The sequence below is a fragment of the Stenotrophomonas sp. YJH_SMC_101-4 genome (assembly GCF_059370395.1).
On record NZ_JCAFTP010000006.1, the window covers coordinates 308277 to 324059 of the forward strand.

At 67.1% G+C, this 15783-nt stretch carries 14 protein-coding genes and 1 riboswitch; of the genes, 9 read left to right on the top strand and 5 right to left on the bottom strand.

Going from position 1 to position 15783, the window contains the following annotated elements; all coding sequences use genetic code 11:
• Window positions 1–152 precede the first annotated feature (152 nt).
• Window positions 153–367, bottom strand: a riboswitch (cobalamin riboswitch).
• A gap of 154 nt (window positions 368–521) precedes the next feature.
• Window positions 522–2369 (top strand): patatin-like phospholipase family protein, encoded by a 1848-nt coding sequence (locus AC5P8D_RS19980; protein ID WP_049410081.1) that lies wholly within the window; start codon window positions 522–524, stop codon window positions 2367–2369.
• Window positions 2370–2719: 350 nt separating this feature from the next.
• Here the strand turns inward: AC5P8D_RS19980 and AC5P8D_RS19985 are convergent, their stop codons facing one another.
• Window positions 2720–4087 carry a helix-turn-helix domain-containing protein gene (locus tag AC5P8D_RS19985; protein WP_010487019.1) on the bottom strand — a complete coding sequence of 456 codons (1368 nt, stop codon included), beginning with the start codon at window positions 4085–4087 and terminating at the stop codon, window positions 2720–2722.
• A gap of 115 nt (window positions 4088–4202) precedes the next feature.
• Here AC5P8D_RS19985 and AC5P8D_RS19990 point away from each other — a divergent pair, with 115 nt between their 5' ends.
• From AC5P8D_RS19990 to mmsB, 5 genes are read left to right on the top strand one after another with little or no spacing between them, the layout of a single operon-like run.
• On the top strand, window positions 4203–5708 hold the full coding sequence (locus tag AC5P8D_RS19990; RefSeq protein ID WP_495203597.1) for a CoA-acylating methylmalonate-semialdehyde dehydrogenase: 1506 nt from the start codon (window positions 4203–4205) through the stop codon (window positions 5706–5708).
• Between the two features lie 14 nt (window positions 5709–5722).
• The gene (locus AC5P8D_RS19995; RefSeq protein ID WP_049435494.1) at window positions 5723–6889 is read left to right on the top strand and encodes an acyl-CoA dehydrogenase family protein; all 1167 of its coding nucleotides are present in this window, start codon (window positions 5723–5725) and stop codon (window positions 6887–6889) included.
• The gene (locus tag AC5P8D_RS20000; protein ID WP_043401857.1) at window positions 6886–7683 is read left to right on the top strand and encodes an enoyl-CoA hydratase; all 798 of its coding nucleotides are present in this window, start codon (window positions 6886–6888) and stop codon (window positions 7681–7683) included. The genes AC5P8D_RS19995 and AC5P8D_RS20000 overlap by 4 nt, the downstream gene beginning before the upstream one ends.
• Window positions 7680–8855, top strand: coding sequence for an enoyl-CoA hydratase/isomerase family protein (locus AC5P8D_RS20005; RefSeq protein WP_241888917.1), 1176 nt, complete (start codon window positions 7680–7682; stop codon window positions 8853–8855). The genes AC5P8D_RS20000 and AC5P8D_RS20005 overlap by 4 nt, the downstream gene beginning before the upstream one ends.
• Window positions 8852–9742, top strand: a complete 891-nt coding sequence (gene mmsB, locus AC5P8D_RS20010) for a 3-hydroxyisobutyrate dehydrogenase (protein WP_043401854.1) — start codon at window positions 8852–8854, stop codon at window positions 9740–9742. The genes AC5P8D_RS20005 and mmsB overlap by 4 nt, the downstream gene beginning before the upstream one ends.
• Before the next feature lie 231 nt (window positions 9743–9973).
• Here the strand turns inward: mmsB and AC5P8D_RS20015 are convergent, their stop codons facing one another.
• Complete coding sequence (locus AC5P8D_RS20015; RefSeq protein ID WP_004153735.1) at window positions 9974–10399, bottom strand: organic hydroperoxide resistance protein; 426 nt, start codon at window positions 10397–10399, stop codon at window positions 9974–9976.
• A gap of 111 nt (window positions 10400–10510) precedes the next feature.
• Window positions 10511–11491, bottom strand: a complete 981-nt coding sequence (locus AC5P8D_RS20020; RefSeq protein WP_049435502.1) for a cation diffusion facilitator family transporter — start codon at window positions 11489–11491, stop codon at window positions 10511–10513.
• A gap of 209 nt (window positions 11492–11700) precedes the next feature.
• Here AC5P8D_RS20020 and AC5P8D_RS20025 point away from each other — a divergent pair, with 209 nt between their 5' ends.
• Window positions 11701–13155 (top strand): SulP family inorganic anion transporter, encoded by a 1455-nt coding sequence (locus AC5P8D_RS20025; RefSeq protein WP_495203598.1) that lies wholly within the window; start codon window positions 11701–11703, stop codon window positions 13153–13155.
• A 56-nt stretch (window positions 13156–13211) separates the two neighbouring features.
• Here AC5P8D_RS20025 and AC5P8D_RS20030 read toward each other — a convergent pair whose 3' ends face one another.
• On the bottom strand, window positions 13212–13520 hold the full coding sequence (locus AC5P8D_RS20030; RefSeq protein ID WP_004136660.1) for an addiction module antidote protein: 309 nt from the start codon (window positions 13518–13520) through the stop codon (window positions 13212–13214).
• 38 nt (window positions 13521–13558) lie between these two features.
• Window positions 13559–13849 (bottom strand): type II toxin-antitoxin system RelE/ParE family toxin, encoded by a 291-nt coding sequence (locus AC5P8D_RS20035; RefSeq protein ID WP_019337795.1) that lies wholly within the window; start codon window positions 13847–13849, stop codon window positions 13559–13561.
• A 247-nt stretch (window positions 13850–14096) separates the two neighbouring features.
• Between AC5P8D_RS20035 and dusA the strand changes: the two genes are divergently transcribed.
• Together dusA and AC5P8D_RS20045 are read left to right on the top strand one after the other, a co-directional pair.
• Window positions 14097–15128, top strand: a complete 1032-nt coding sequence (gene dusA, locus AC5P8D_RS20040; protein WP_049480013.1) for a tRNA dihydrouridine(20/20a) synthase DusA — start codon at window positions 14097–14099, stop codon at window positions 15126–15128.
• Between the two features lie 212 nt (window positions 15129–15340).
• Window positions 15341–15715 carry a hypothetical protein gene (locus tag AC5P8D_RS20045; protein WP_010487000.1) on the top strand — a complete coding sequence of 125 codons (375 nt, stop codon included), beginning with the start codon at window positions 15341–15343 and terminating at the stop codon, window positions 15713–15715.
• The last annotated feature ends 68 nt before the right edge of the window (window positions 15716–15783 follow it).

Sequence of the window (15783 nt, forward strand, 5' to 3'; positions counted from 1 at the left end):
GCAACGGCGGTGGCCCATGCATCAGCGCGTGGGTGAACAGGTCTGGCCGGATACCGTGAACAGGACGCGCGCGGCCGCATCGCCTGCACGCGCAGGACGACGGCGGCCCCGGCAACCTCCCCGCGGAGATTCCAGGTCGAATCAGGGGACGGTCGTGTCCCCCGGCCGGGGCCGGTATTCGGGCTGATGGACACGGGCCGCAGCCCACCTACTACCTGCCGCTTCCCAGGCGCGAGCCCAGTGCTGTTGGCAGGATTCGTTTCCATTCACCGCTGCGGGGCAGCTCCGGAATGGGCGCGCGAGGCGCCTTCACCGGATTCCCGTTTAAATCCCGGCCGCCATTAACGCCACGGCGGGGATACCTTCGGCGTGCCCACGGTGGACGCGTCGACGGCAATGGTCAAGGGCCAATCAAAGCGCAGGGCTGTGGCTCGCTTCTCAGGCTGTGAGAGCCCCTCTTGCCATACTGTGCATCGACAGACGGGAGGTGGCTCGTGGCGGCGAAGTACTGCGATCTGGTCATGAAAGGCGGCATCACCAGCGGCATCGTGTACCCCAATGCGGTACTGGCGCTGGCGCGCGAGTATCGCTTCAAGAGCATCGGCGGCACCTCGGCCGGCGCTATTGCTGCGGCGGTGGCGGCCGCGGCGGCCTGCGGTGATCGCCGCCAGCAGGCTGGCGAGCACCTGCCTGGCGATGCCGGCTATGGCGGGTTGTCGGCGGTGTCGGCGCAGCTGTCGCGGCGCGGCTTCATCTACAGCCTGTTCCAGCCGGCACGGGGCGCGCGTGCGGCCTATCGGCTGCTGGTGGTGCTGACCGGCAATGCCCGCCTGCCGCACAAGCTGCTGTGCCTGGCCGTTGCCGTGTTCGAGATCGCGCCGCTGGAAGTGCTGGTGTCGCTGGCGCTGCTGCTCGGCCTGGGCTGGTGGGGCGGTGGCTGGAGCGGCGTGGCCGCCACGCTGCTGCCGTCGCTGCTGTGCGCTTACGGTGCCGGCGTGGCCGGTGCCGCGCTGCGGGTGGCGCGGGTGGCGCGGCGCAATCTGCTGGGCCTGTGCAGCGGCCTCGGCCGTGATGCACGCAAGCCGGCGTTGACCGAGTGGCTGCACGAGTGCCTGCAGCAGTTGTCCGGCAAGCCGCTGGATGCACCGCTCACCTTCGCCGACCTGCACGATGCGCCGCGCTATGCCGGCGAGCCGGACAGCCCGCATGCGATCAGCCTGCAGATGATCACCACCTGTGTGTCGCACAACGAGCCGCGTACGCTGCCGCTGGGTGGCGCGCAGTTCTGGTTCCTGCGCGAGGAGTTCGAGCAGCTGTTCCCGGCCAGCGTGGTGCAGTGGCTGGTGGATCAAGCTGGCCCGCCGTTGGAGGTGGAGGGGCGACGGTACTACCACCTGCCGCAGGGCCCGAAGCTGCCGGTGCTGGTGGCCACGCGCATGAGCCTGAGCTTCCCGTTGCTGATCAGCGCGGTGCCGCTGCATGAGCCCTCGCGGCGCGAGCGTCGCTGCGAACCCACCGCGCCTGCCGCCGACCAGGAGCACAACGTGGCCGACAGCATGGAAGGGCTGACCAGTGCCGGGCAGACCTGTGGCCCGGTGATCACCGCCTTCCGCATCTGCTGGTTCTCCGATGGCGGCATCAGCAGCAACTTCCCGATCCATCTGTTCGATGCCGCCTTGCCGCGCTGGCCGACCTTCGCCATCAACCTGGTCTACCCGCAGCACGCCGAAGACGTGAGCCACGGCAGCACTGGCCGCCAGTCGCTGGAACACGCGGTGTTCCTGCCCACCGAAAACCGTCATGGCTGGCAGCGCACCTATCAGTCGATCGCCACGCCGTTGGCGGCCGCGGAACTGGGGCGTTTCCTGTTCGCGGTGGTGGCGACCATGCAGAACTGGCGCGATCTGCTGCAGGCGCGCGCGCCGGGTTACCGCGACCGCATCGTGCACGTCAGCCTGCAGGGCGACGAAGGCGGCATGAACCTGGACATGCCGCAGGAGGTGCTGACCCGCATCGCCGACAAGGGCAGCCTGGCGGGCGCGCGCTTCTGCTCATTCTCGTTCGAGAACCACTACTGGATCCGCTGGCGCAACCTGGCCTCGGCCTACCAGCGCTACACGCTGGAAGTGGCGCGCACCGATGACCCGGCGCAGCAGGTGCTGGCCTACCGCGCGGCGTACGCGATGGTTGCCACTGGCCAGCCGACGCCACCGTCATACAAGCTGGGTTCGGAAGACAAGCGGCTGGCCTCGCAGCAGCTGTGGGGGTTGATGGTCGAACAGGGTCGCAGCTGGGAGGACCTCGGCCCCGACCTCACCGACGGCGCACCGCGCCCGTTGCCGCAGATGAAGGTGACGCCGATCTACTGACCCGGTAGTAGATCCACGCCTTGCGTGGATGGAACCCCATCGAAATCGAATATTTCGAACGTTCATCGAAGAACATCCACGCATGGCGTGGATCCACCGTGTCGACCAAGGTCGACACCTACCAGAGCAATACGTCGTTCCAGATGGAAGGAAACTGTCGAAGGCGGGGTGGTGTCGGATTGCGGGGTGTCCGCGGCATGGATGCCGCGGCCAAGCCCCCAAGGACGGGTTTACGGCGTCCCCCGCAACCGGATCCACCCCGCCATCCCACGGAATGCCAGCTTTTTGCCGTTGCCGTTGCCGTTGCTTCGGCCTCTGCAGGTGCAGGGCGCAGCCCTGCCGAACCAACCCTACCGCCCCGGCAATTGCGCGAACGCGCGCTGCATGCAGTCCTCGCGCGGGCACACCCGGCAGCCCGGGCCAATCGACACCGAATTGCCCGGGCTCTGCACATCCAGCCCCAGCGAATACACCAGCCGCTCGGCATGCTGCAGGTCGCAGCCCAGCGCCACCGCGAAGGTCTTGCGCGGCTGGCCATGCCCCACCGGCCCGCTGCTGACCTGCCGTGCCAGCCAGAAATGGCGGCGCCCGTCGGGCATGCGCGCGGTCTGGGTCAGGATGCGCCCGGGCTGGTTGAACGCCTCGTAGACGATCCACAGCGGGCACGACCCACCCACCTGCGAGAAATGGAAATCGGTGGCCGAATGGCGCTTGGACACATTGCCCGCACGGTCCACGCGGATGAAGAAGAACGGCAGCCCCGGCGCACTGCGCCGTGCCAGTGTGCTCAGCCGATGGCACACCGCCTCGAAGCCGACGCCGAACTGATGCGCCAGCAGTTCGATGTCGTAGCTGCTGGCCTCGGCCGCACGCAGGAAGCGCATGTACGGCATCACCAGCGCGCCGGCGAAATAGTTCGACAGGCCGATGCGCGCCTGCGCGATGCGTGCCTCATCGGTGAAGCCGGCACGCGCCACCACCGCATCGATCTGCGGCAGGTAGCCGTGCAGGGCCAGTTCGGCGGCCATCTGGAATGCCTGCTGGCCCGGTTCCAGGTAATCGGGCAGCCACAGCCGCCGTGCACCGGCATCGAACTGGCGCTTCTCGCGCCCGGCCTGCAGCGCCGCCACTTCCACCAGCACGCCATGGCGGTCGGCCAGCAGCTGGCGCAGGCGTGGTGCCACATGCCCGGGCGACAGCCCCCACTCGGCGAACAGGCGCTCGGCCAGTTCGTCCAGCTCGGGGATGTGGTTGTGCATGCGGTTGAAGAACTCGCGCACCTGGTCACCGGCGGGCAGGGTGCTGCCGGCACCCGGCTCGCCCAGCTGGAATTCCAGGGCGGCGGCATGTTCGCGCAGCGCCAGGTGGCGCCGATGCAGGTCCAGCAGGGCGCGGCTGACCTGCGGCAGGTTGCCGGCCAGGGCGCGCAGTTCGGTGGCGCTGACTTCGGCCAGGCCCAGGTCGCGCAGGGTCTCGCCCAGCGCTTCCTGCAGCGCGGCGGGCTCATCCTCGTCGAACAGCGAGGAAACGTCGCCCAACACCTCACCCAGCTTTTTCTGCACCGCCGGCGTCAACGGGCGCTTGTTGCGCTCGATCTGGTTCAGGTAGCTGGCCGACAGCCCCAGCGCCCGCGCCAGGTCGGCCTGGCTGTAACCACGCTGCTCGCGCAGCCGCAGCAGGCGCAGGCCAAGTTGTCGCTGGGTGGCTGAATAATTCACAGAATTAACATGAATCGTCTGGCGTGTTGGCCAGATTAAGCGGATTCAGCCCGGAAATCGAGGTGGGTGCTGTGAATAATGCCAAGCATCTTTCGCACCCTGTGGGATTGTCGTCATGACTGTTGCAGCGCCCCGTATCCGCATGCTGATCGATGGCCAGTTCGTTGAATCGGCCACCTCCCACTGGCAGGACGTGATCAATCCGGCCACCCAGGACGTGCTGGCCAAGGTGCCGTTCGCCACCACCGGCGAAGTGGACGCCGCCGTCGCCGCCGCCAAGGAAGCCTTCAAGACCTGGCGCAAGACCCCGATCGGCACCCGTGCGCGCATCTTCCTGAAGTACCAGCAGCTGATCCGCGAGAACATGAGCGAGCTGGCCCACATTCTCACCGCCGAACAGGGCAAGACCCTGCCGGACGCCGAAGGCGATGTGTTCCGCGGCCTGGAAGTGGTCGAGCACGCCGCCGCCATCGGCAACCTGCAGCTGGGCGAGCTGGCCAACAACGTGGCCAATGGCGTGGATACCTACACGTTCATGCAGCCGCTGGGCGTGTGCGCCGGCATCACCCCGTTCAACTTCCCGGCGATGATCCCGCTGTGGATGTTCCCGATGGCCATCGCCACCGGCAACACCTTCATCCTCAAGCCGTCCGAGCAGGACCCGATGGTCACCATGCGCCTGGTCGAACTGGCGCTGGAAGCCGGCATTCCGAAGGGCGTGCTGAACGTCGTCCACGGTGGCGAGGAAGTGGTCAACGCGATCTGCGACCACCCGGACATCAAGGCTGTCTCGTTCGTGGGTTCCACCCGCGTCGGCACCCACGTCTACAACCGCGCCTCGCTGGCCGGCAAGCGCGTGCAGTGCATGATGGGCGCCAAGAACCACGCTGTGGTGCTGCCGGACGCCAACAAGGAACAGACCCTCAATGCGATGGTCGGTGCCGCCTTCGGTGCCGCTGGCCAGCGCTGCATGGCCGCCTCCACCCTGGTGCTGGTCGGTGAAGCACGCAGCTGGGTGCAGGACCTGGTGACCAAGGCCAAGACCCTGAAGGTCAGCGGCGGCACCGTGTCCGGTACCGACGTGGGTCCGGTCATTTCCTGCAGCGCCCGCGAGCGCGTGGAAGGCCTGATCGCCTCGGGTGTGGAGCAGGGCGCGCAGCTGGTGCTCGACGGCCGCAAGCCGCAGGTCGATGGCTTCGAGAAGGGCAACTTCGTCGGCCCGACCATCTTTGCCGGTGTCACCACCGACATGCGCATCTACCAGGAAGAAATCTTCGGGCCGGTGCTGGTCATCCTCGAAGCGGAAACGCTGGAAGACGCCATCGCGATGGTCAACAGCAACCCCAACGGCAACGGCACCGCACTGTTCACCCAGTCCGGCGCCGCCGCGCGCAAGTTCCAGGAAGACATCGACGTCGGTCAGGTCGGCATCAACGTGCCGATCCCGGTGCCGGTGCCGCTGTTCTCGTTCACCGGTTCGCGCGCCTCCAAGCTGGGCGACCTGGGCCCGTACGGCAAGCAGGTGGTGCTGTTCTACACCCAGACCAAGACGGTCACCGCGCGCTGGTTCGATGACGAGACGCTCAGCCACGGCGTCAACACCACGATCAGCCTGAAGTAACGGCAGGAGCAGCCATGAGCCACTCGATGACGACGGAACTGGAAGAAGCACAGCAGGCGTATCGCGAGGCTGCGCGCGACTTCGCACAGGCCGAACTGGCGCCGCACGCCGCGCGATGGGATGCGGAGGGCATCTTTCCGCGCGAGGCGATCGCCAAGGCCGGTGAACTGGGCTTCTGCGGCCTGTACATGGACCCGGAAGTGGGCGGCAGCGGCCTGAGCCGACTGGACGCCGCCGTCGTCATCGAGGAGCTCGCCAACGTCGATCCGTCGACCGCGGCCTACATCAGCATCCACAACATGGCGTCGTGGATGGTGTCCAAGTGGGGCCAGCCGGCACTGCGCGATGCGTGGGGCACCGACCTGTCTTCGGGCAACAAGCTGGCCTCGTACTGCCTGACCGAGCCGGGCGCCGGTTCCGATGCGGCCTCGCTGAAGACCACCGCCGTGCGCGATGGCGATTTCTATGTGCTGAACGGCTCCAAGGCATTCATCTCCGGCGCTGGTGCCACCGAGCTGCTGGTGGTGATGGCGCGTACCGGCGGTGCCGGTGCGAGTGGGGTCAGCGCCATCGCGGTGCCGGCCGACCTGCCGGGCATCAGCTTCGGCCGCAAGGAAGAAAAGATGGGCTGGAACAGCCAGCCCACCCGTGGCATCACCTTCGAAAACGTCCGCGTGCCGGTCAGCCACCTTCTGGGAGAGGAAGGCGGCGGCTTCAAGCTGGCGATGAAGGGGCTCGATGGCGGCCGCATCAATATCGCGGCCTGCTCGCTCGGTGCTGCGCAGGGTGCGCTGGATGCCGCACGCCGCTACATGGGCGAGCGCCGCCAGTTCGGCAAGGCGCTGGCCGAGTTCCAGGCACTGCAGTTCAAGCTGGCCGACATGGTCACGCAGCTGGTGGCCGCGCGGCAGATGGTGCACACCGCCGCGCGCAAGCTCGATGCCGGTGCCAGCGATGCCAATGTCTGGTGCGCGATGGCCAAGCGTTTTGCCACCGATGCGGGTTTCAACGTCTGCAATGAAGCACTGCAGATCCACGGTGGCTACGGCTACATCCGCGAATACCCGATCGAGCGCCTGCTGCGTGACTGCCGCGTGCACCAGATCCTGGAAGGCACCAACGAGATCATGCGGGTGATCGTTGCCCGTCACCTGCTCAACACCGAAGAGGAACTGCGATGAAGGATTGGCGTACCCAGGAGCACGTGGGCCTGAAGGTCGAGGTGGATGGTCACATCGCCGTGGTCACCCTGCACAACCCGCCCGCGCATACCTGGACCGTGCACAGCCTGTCGGCGCTGCGTGACCTGGTCGGTGCGCTCAATGCGGACCGCGAGATCTACGCGCTGGTGATCACCGGTGACGGCGAGAAGTTCTTCTCCGCCGGTGCCGACCTCAACCAGTTCGCCTCCGGTGACAAGGCCGCTGCACGTGAAGCCGCGCGCCGCTTCGGTGAAGCCTTCGAAGCGCTGTCCGGTTTCCGTGGCGTGTCCATCGCCGCGATCAACGGCTATGCGATGGGTGGCGGCCTGGAATGTGCGCTGGCCTGCGACCTGCGCATCATCGAAGACCATGCCCAGGTCGCGCTGCCGGAGGCCACCGTCGGCCTGCTGCCGTGCGCCGGCGGCACCCAGAACCTGCCGCGCCTGGTGGGCGAGGGCTGGGCCAAGCGCATGATCCTGCTGGGTGAGCGCATCACTGCCGAGACCGCACTGCGCATCGGCCTTGCCGAAGAAAAGGTTGGCAAGGGCGAAGCCAAGGCACTGGCGCTGGAATGGGCGAAGAAGGCCGGCAAGCAGAGCCCAACCAGCATCGCCGCCTGCAAGACCCTGGTGCAGTCCACCCGCACCGGCACCCACGCCTCGGCGCTGGTGGCCGAGCGCGAAGCCTTCGTCGACCTGTTCGACACCGCCGACCAGGTCGAGGGCGTGACTGCCTTCCTGGAAAAGCGCACCGCGCAGTGGAAGAACGCATGAGCACCGACACCGCTGCCGACGACGCACCGGTGCTGTTCGAAGAGCGCGTGGCCGGCAACGGCACGCGTATCGGCATCGCCACGCTCAACGCGCCGCGCACGCTCAACGGATTCTCGCTGCCGATGGCGCACCTGCTGCTGAAGCAGTTGAATGCCTGGGCCGACGACGACGGCATCGCCATGGTGGTGCTGCAGGGCGCCGGCGAAAAGGCGTTCTGCGCCGGCGGCGACCTGCACAGCCTGTACAAGGCCATGGTCGCCTTCCGTGAGGCCGGCCGCAGCGACATCCGCGAGAACGACTACGCCGCTGAGTTCTTCGACGTTGAATACCGCGTCGATTACCTCATTCACACCTACGCCAAGCCGATCCTGTGCTGGGGTCATGGCATCGTGATGGGCGGCGGCATCGGCCTGATGTCCGGCGCCAGCCACCGCGTGGTCAGCGAGCGCTCCAAGTTGGCCTTCCCGGAAATCACTGTTGGCCTGTTCCCCGATGTCGGTGGCAGCTGGCTGCTGCCGCGCGTGCCGGGCAAGGGCGGCCTGTTCCTGGCCCTGACCGGCGCACTGCTCAACCCGGGCGATGCCATCTACGCCGGCTTGGCCGACGTGCACGTGGCCGAAGAGCGCCGCAGTGCAGTGTTCGATGCGCTACTGCAGGTGGCCTGGTCCAGTGATGCCGCACACAACCAAGAACGCCTGACCCATCTGCTGCAGTCGCATGCCAGCGATGCCGCCACCGGTCCACTGCTGGCCCACGCGGCGCAGGTCGATGCGTTGTGCGAAGGCGATGACCTTGAAGCCATCGTTGCGCGCATTGCCGGCCTGCAGACCGACGATGCGTGGCTGCAGGCGGCACAGAAGACCCTCGTTGCTGGTGCGCCGGGTTCGGCGCGGCTGGCCTTTGAACTGCAGCGCCGCAGCGCCGGCCAGGACCTGGCCAGCGTCTACCGGCTGGAGTACATCACCGCGCTGCACTGCGCCGCCCACGGCGATTTCGCCGAAGGCATCCGCGCGCTGCTGATCGACAAGGACCGCAATCCGCAATGGAACCCGGCCACGCTGGCCGAGGCCAGCGGCGCGTGGGCCGACACCTTCTTCGCTTCCCCCTGGGCCGATGCCGCGCATCCGCTGGCCGACCTGGGCACTCCCCTTGTTGAAAGGAGCCTTGCATGAGCCGCATTGCATTCATCGGGTTGGGCAACATGGGTGGCCCGATGGCCGCCAATCTGGTCAAGAACGGCCATACCGTGCGCGTGTTCGATCTGGTCCCGGCCGCGGTGCAGGCCGCCGTCGATGCCGGCGCCAGCGCGGCGGCATCGGCGCGCGAAACCCTGGCCGATGCCGAGGTGGTGATCTCGATGCTGCCGGCCAGCCGCCACGTCGAAGGCGTGTACCTGGGCGACGACGGCATCCTCGCCGCGATTCCCGCCGGTGCACTGGTCATCGACTGCAGCACGATCGCACCGGCCAGCGCCCGCAAGGTTTCTGAAGCCGCCGCCGCGCGTGGCCTGCAGATGCTCGACGCACCGGTGTCCGGCGGTACCGCCGGTGCCCAGGCCGGCACCCTGACCTTCATCGTCGGTGGCGAAGAGGACGCGCTGGAACGCGCCCGTCCGGTGCTGCAGGCGATGGGGAAGAACATCTTCCACGTGGGCGCCAGCGGTGCCGGCCAGGTGGCCAAGCTGTGCAACAACATGGCGCTGGGCGTGATCATGGCGGTGACCGGTGAAGCCATCGCCCTGGGCGTGGCGCACGGGCTGGACCCGAAGGTGCTGTCGCAGATGATGGCAGTCAGCACCGGCCGCAGCTGGGCCACCGAAGTGTGCAACCCGTGGCCGGGCGTGCTGGAGAATGCGCCGGCCTCGCGCGGTTACAGCGGCGGCTTCGGCAGCGACCTGATGCTGAAGGACATGGGCCTGGCGGTGGAAGCGGCGATGAGTGTCGGCGCCTCGATCCCGCTGGGCGAAGTGGCCCGCAACCTGTACTCGATGAACCACCAGGCCGGCCGCGGCAAGCTGGATTTCTCCAGCGTCGTGCAGCTCATCACCAGCGACCGGTAACCGGTCGCTGGTCCGCGCATTCCACCTTATCGCCGCGCCGTTGGCGCACCCCCTTGAACAACAAGGGGGCTCTCCTCCAGAAGGATGGATGCGCGCCGTAGCGAATGCGTCCCTGGCCGCGCGCCGGGGCCCACCCGAGGTGGGATGGGCGGATGCCCGGTTTCGACCGGCATTCGCCCATTTTTTTGCCTTTCATGTTGGTAGTGCCGACCGCTGGCCGGCAGCACCGCATCAGGCAACGATCAGCGTCACGTCGATGTTGCCGCGGGTGGCGTTGGAATACGGGCACACGATGTGCGCCTTCTGCACCAGCTCTTCCACCTGCTCGCGCGGTACGCCCGGCACGTTGATGGTCAGCTCGGCTTCGATGCCGAAGCCGGTCGGGATCTGGCCGATGCCGACCTTGCCGGTCACGGTGGTGTCGGCCGGCAGCGCGACCTTGGCCTGGCCGGCCACGAACTTCAGTGCGCCCAGGAAGCAGGCCGAGTAGCCAGCCGCGAACAGCTGTTCCGGGTTGGTGCCCGGACCGCCGGCGCCGCCCAGCTCGCGCGGGGTCGACAGCTGGATGTCCAGCACGTTGTCGGAGGAGACGGAACGGCCTTCACGGCCGCCGGTGGAGGTGGCCTGGGCGGTGTACAGAACCTTTTCGATGGACATCGGGATGCTCCTGGTCGGTGGGTGGGTGTCGCGTTGGAGCCTACTTTGCCCGGTTTCCGCGTACGTTGGGTTGCAATGCGTACGAAAAACTTGATCGATCGTCCTGTCGGCCTAGATCGTCCATTCGCGGTCGGTGGTGAACATGATGGTCAGCCAGCGGTCCGGCGAAGCCTCGCCCAGCGCATCGCCGATCTCATCACGCAGCTGGTCCCATTCCACCAGCGGCCGCGGCGGGTCGTTTTCCGGCACCACGAAGAACAGCTCGATCTGCTCGCCTCGCCCCACCTGGGCCACGTAGCTGCGGTGCTCGACGAAGCCGTGCTTGGCCACGATGTCCCGCGCCACCGCATCCACGTGCGCCTGCAGCTCCGGCGGGGTGACCAGCAGGATGCCGGCCAGCGCGCGGCGCACGGTACCGAGCGGGGCGATCATCACCAGCACGCAGACGAAGGCGAGGATAGCCGGGTCGATGTACGGCCCGACCCAGGCCCACGAGGTGCCCTGCACCAGCACACCGCCGAGGAAGGCCAGCAGGTAGCAGGCCGACATGCTGGCCGCGATCACCCAGTTCTTTGCATCCAGCGCGATGAACTCCGAGCCGATGCGGCGGTTGGCGCGCAGGATGAACCACGCCAGTGCGCCTTCGCCCACGATCGACAGCCCGGCAAAGGCGATGGCCGGGCCCAGCGCAATGTGGCGACCCCCGGACATCAGTGCATCCACCGCATTGACCAGGGCATACAGTGCCGCACCGATCATCAGCGTGCCGCTGACCCCCAGCACGATCGGCTCCAGGTGCCAGAAGCCCATGGTGAAGCGCTGGTTGAGCCGCGATTGCAGCGCGTCGGTCTGGGTGGACAGCGCGATCAGCCGTGCCACCAGCAGCGACAGCCAGGTCATCACCACGTCGATCAGGCCGTAGATGCCGTCGAAGATGATCAATGACGAATTGGCCAGCAGGCCGAACACCACCGCCGCCGCGGCCAGCAGCAGCGAAGCGGCGATCGACAGGCGCAGCACGCCCTGTTCGGTGGCGGGGTCGAAGAACTGCGGGCGATCAGTAGCCATGCCCCGATTGTAGAGCGGCGCCATGCCCCGCGGCCTTTCGCGGCCGGTCGCGCTACCTTCGTGCGGCCGCTTCCCGTAGACTGCGCCCCTCCCAACGCACCGACGCCCGCCTGCAGTGATCACGCCACCCTGACCCTTGCCGCCCATCGGCAGCCGGCCCGCCCGGCTCAGGAACCCGTGTCTTTCCACTGCAGCGCCATGCGGCCACGCCCGCCTGCGCGCGGAGTTTTCCCATGCAAACGTCCTATCCCCTGCGCCAGCAATGGCTCGGCAACATCCGTGGCGACCTGCTGTCCGGCATCGTCGTCGCCCTGGCCCTGATTCCCGAGGCCATCGCTTTCTCGCTCATCGCCGGCGTCGACCCCAAGGTCGGCCTGTATGCCGCGTTCTCGATTGCCGTCATCACCGCCATCGCGGGTGGCCGCCCCGGCATGATTTCCGCCGCTACCGGTGCAATGGCGCTGGTGATGGTCGACCTGGTCAAGGATCACGGCCTGCAGTACCTGTTCGCCGCCAGCATCCTGGCCGGGTTGCTGCAGGTGCTGGCCGGCGTGTTCAAGCTCGGCTCGCTGATGCGCTTCGTCTCGCGTTCGGTCATCACCGGCTTCGTCAACGCGCTGGCGATCCTGATCTTCCTCGCGCAGATGCCGGAACTGATTGGCCGCGGCCCTACGGTCTACGTGCTGTGCGCCGCCGCGCTGGCGATCATCTACCTGCTGCCGCGCCTCACCCGCGCGGTGCCGTCGCCGCTGGTGGCCATTGTGGTGCTTACCGCCGTGGTGATCGGCTTCGGCGTGGACGTGCGCAGCGTCGGTGACATGGGCCAGCTGCCCGACAGCCTGCCGCATTTCCTGCTGCCTGATGTGCCGCTCAGCTGGGAGACGCTGCGCATCCTGCTGCCGGTGTCGGCCACGCTGGCCGTGGTCGGCCTGCTCGAATCGATGATGACCCTGCAGATTGTCGAGGACATCACCGAGACGCCCAGCGAACGCAACCGCGAATGCGTCGGCCAGGGCGTGGCGAACACGGTCACCGGTTTCCTCGGCGGCATGGCTGGCTGCGCGATGATCGGCCAGTCGGTGATCAACGTGACCTCCGGTGGACGTGGCCGCCTGTCCTGCCTGGTGGCCGGCGTGTTCCTACTGGTGCTGGTGGTGTACGGCAGCGACCTGGTGCGGCAGATCCCGATGGCTGCGTTGGTGGCGGTGATGATCATGGTCAGCATCGGCACCTTCAGTTGGCGCTCGCTGCGCGACCTGCGCACGCATCCGCGCAGCTCGTCCGCGGTGATGCTGCTGACCGTGGTGGTCACCGTGGCTACCCACGATCTGGCCAAGGGCGTGCTCAGTGGCGTGCTGCTGTCGGCGCTGTTCTTTGCGCGCAAGGTGGGCCGTATGCTGGATGTGCAGCGCGACGATGCTGGTGACACACAGGTCTACCGCGTGCGTGGGCAGGTGTTCTTTGCCTCGGCGGGGCAGCTGGGTGCGGCGTTCGATTACCAGCACGTGGCGCCGAAGGTGCAGATTGACCTGCGCGATGCCCACCTGTGGGATCTGACTGCCGTGGCCGCGCTGGAGCGGGCGCGGGAAAAGCTGGCCGCGCATGGTGCGGAGGTGACGGTGGTGGGGCTCAATGCGGCCAGCCAGACGCTGATCGAGCAGGTCGGGGGCGCGCGCGGGGGGCATTGATCGCGTAGGGCATGCTGGTAGCGCCGGGCCATGCCCGGCGGGCGCAGCGGCAGCGATCAGGCGGTGCCAGCGGGTTGCTTGTCGGCTTGCACGATGAGATGCACCCCGAGCGCTGACAGTACCCGCTGCACGGTATCGAAGCGCGGGTGTGCTCCGGGACGCAGCGCCTTGTACAGGCTCTCGCGTCCAAGACCAGAGACCTCGGCAACGCCGCCCATGCCGCGGGCGCGCGCCACAGTTCCGAGCGCCTCCTGGAAGTGGCCCGCATCACCTGCTGCCAAGGCCTCGCTCAGATAGGTGGCGATTGCGACGTCATCATCCAGATAGTCTGCGGGATCGAAGGGAATCGTCTTCAGCTTGCTCATGGGGAGAGTCCTGGCAACGGCATGGAATCAAATGGTGGCTACAGCAGATCCGCGAGCCTGACCGCTTTTTCGATATCGCGACGCTGGCTCGACTTGTCGCCACCGTGCAGGAGTACGACGATGGATCTTCCGCGACGTGTGAAATACACGCGATATCCCGGCCCATGGTTGATTCGCAGTTCGCTCACGCCATGACCCACTGATCGAACATCTCCCTCGAGACCGCGGGAGACCCGCTGCAGGCGTTCCACGATCACTGCTCGGGCGCCGCTGTCGTTGAGCCCGCGCAGCCAGCGCGTGAACGTCTCTGTTGCCTGGAGGGTTGCCATCCACGAATCGTATCCAAAAGGATACACCGTTCAATTGGCATCTGCGTCAATGCGTGGCGTACTGCGCTGGACCCGCTGGTCGTATCCATGGAGAACGCAAACCCCAAGCTCCCCGAGGGCAGGAAGCGTCCGCTGCCACCGCCCAGCCCACCCCGGCCGCCAGCCGGAAGCGGGCCCAACCGGCGCTTGCCGCACGACTGACCGGGCGCATTCAGCCGGGCGGTGTAAACTATTGATCTCACTGGCAATGCCAGTCTCCACGATCAACGCCCCGATGACGTCCGCCACCGCCCGTTACGCCGATTCCCTGCGCCTGTCCGTTGCCCCGATGATGGACTGGACGGACCGCCATTGCCGCGTGTTCCATCGCGTGCTTGCGCCAGGTGCGCGCCTGTACACGGAAATGGTGCACGCCAACGCGGTCATCCACGGCGATCGCGAGCGCCTGCTCGGCTTCGATCGCAGCGAACAGCCGCTGGCGCTGCAGCTGGGTGGCAGTGACCCGGCCCTGCTGGCGCAGGCCGCACGCATCGCTGCCGAGTGGGGCTATGACGAGGTCAACCTCAACTGCGGTTGCCCGTCCGACCGCGTGCAGGCCGGGCGTTTTGGTGCCTGCCTGATGCGCGAGCCGGTGCTGGTGGCCGAGTGTGTGGCGGCCATGGTCGACGCGGTTGATATCCCGGTGACGGTGAAGTGCCGCCTGGGCGTGGATGAGGACAACGACTACGACGTGTTTGCCAGCTTCGTCGACCGCCAGGTTGCCGCCGGTGCGGCGATGGTGGTGGTGCATGCGCGCAACGCGTGGCTGAAGGGCCTGTCGCCGAAGGAGAACCGCGAGGTTCCGCCGTTGAAGTACGACTGGGCCTACCGCCTGAAGCTGGAGCGCCCGGCACTGCCGGTGGTGATCAACGGTGGCCTGGCCAGCATCGAGGCGGTACAGGCGCAGGCCGCGCACGTCGATGGCGTGATGCTGGGCCGCGCGGCCTACCACGACCCCTACCTGCTGCATCAGCTGGAGGCGCTGCACACCGGCGCCCCGCTGCAGGCCCGTGGTGACCTGCTGCGCGCGATGCGCCCCTACATCGAGGCGCGGCTGGGCGAAGGCCTGGCGCTGAAGCACATTACCCGCCACCTGCTCGGCCTGTTCCACGGCCAGCCCGGTGGTCGCGCATTCCGCCAGGTGCTGAGCGAGGGCGCACATCGCCCGGGCGCCGGCTGGAGCCTGATCGAACAGGCCCTGGCGGTCACCGAACGCGAAGCTGATCGGGCCGCAGCGTGACCGCAGTCACATTCCTGGCTTGACAAGGGACGTCGATTCGTCCCGAATGTTCACTTAGCTGAACAACGCGGGCGCAGGGCCGGAAAAGTTCAGACCGGATTCACCGCTGTAAACCAAGAATTTGCAAAAGATTTGTAAAACGCTGGGTTTCGAACCCGGCGCCGGATTTACGACTTTTGAACGAATCGCCGTGCTCGGCTAGGATCGCATCGATGTCTTCCGCTCCCTTCCATCGCCGCATTGCCCTGGCCACCTGCGTGGTGCTGTCGGCTGTGCCGCTGTCTTCGGCGCTGGCGCAACAGCCGCCGCGTGGCGAGCAGGCGCGGGCGGAGATGATGGAGCGGGGCGAGCGTGGCAACCGTGGCGACGAGCGGTCGCTGTCCGATGCCGTGCGCCGCGTGCAGCGCACCACCGGCGGCCACATCCTCGGCGCCGAGCGCGTGCCGTTCGATGGTCGTGATATCAACCGGGTGAAGTACATGGACGATCGGGGCCGGGTCCGCTACATGGACGACCCCGCCCCGTCGCGTTCACAGCCGCGCACGCCGCGGTCGGATATGTCATCACTACGCGGCGATAACCCCTGAACAGGGATAGTTGTCGCTATCAACCCGTACCCCACAGGCCTCCGGGCCACACCCAGGACACTAGGGAG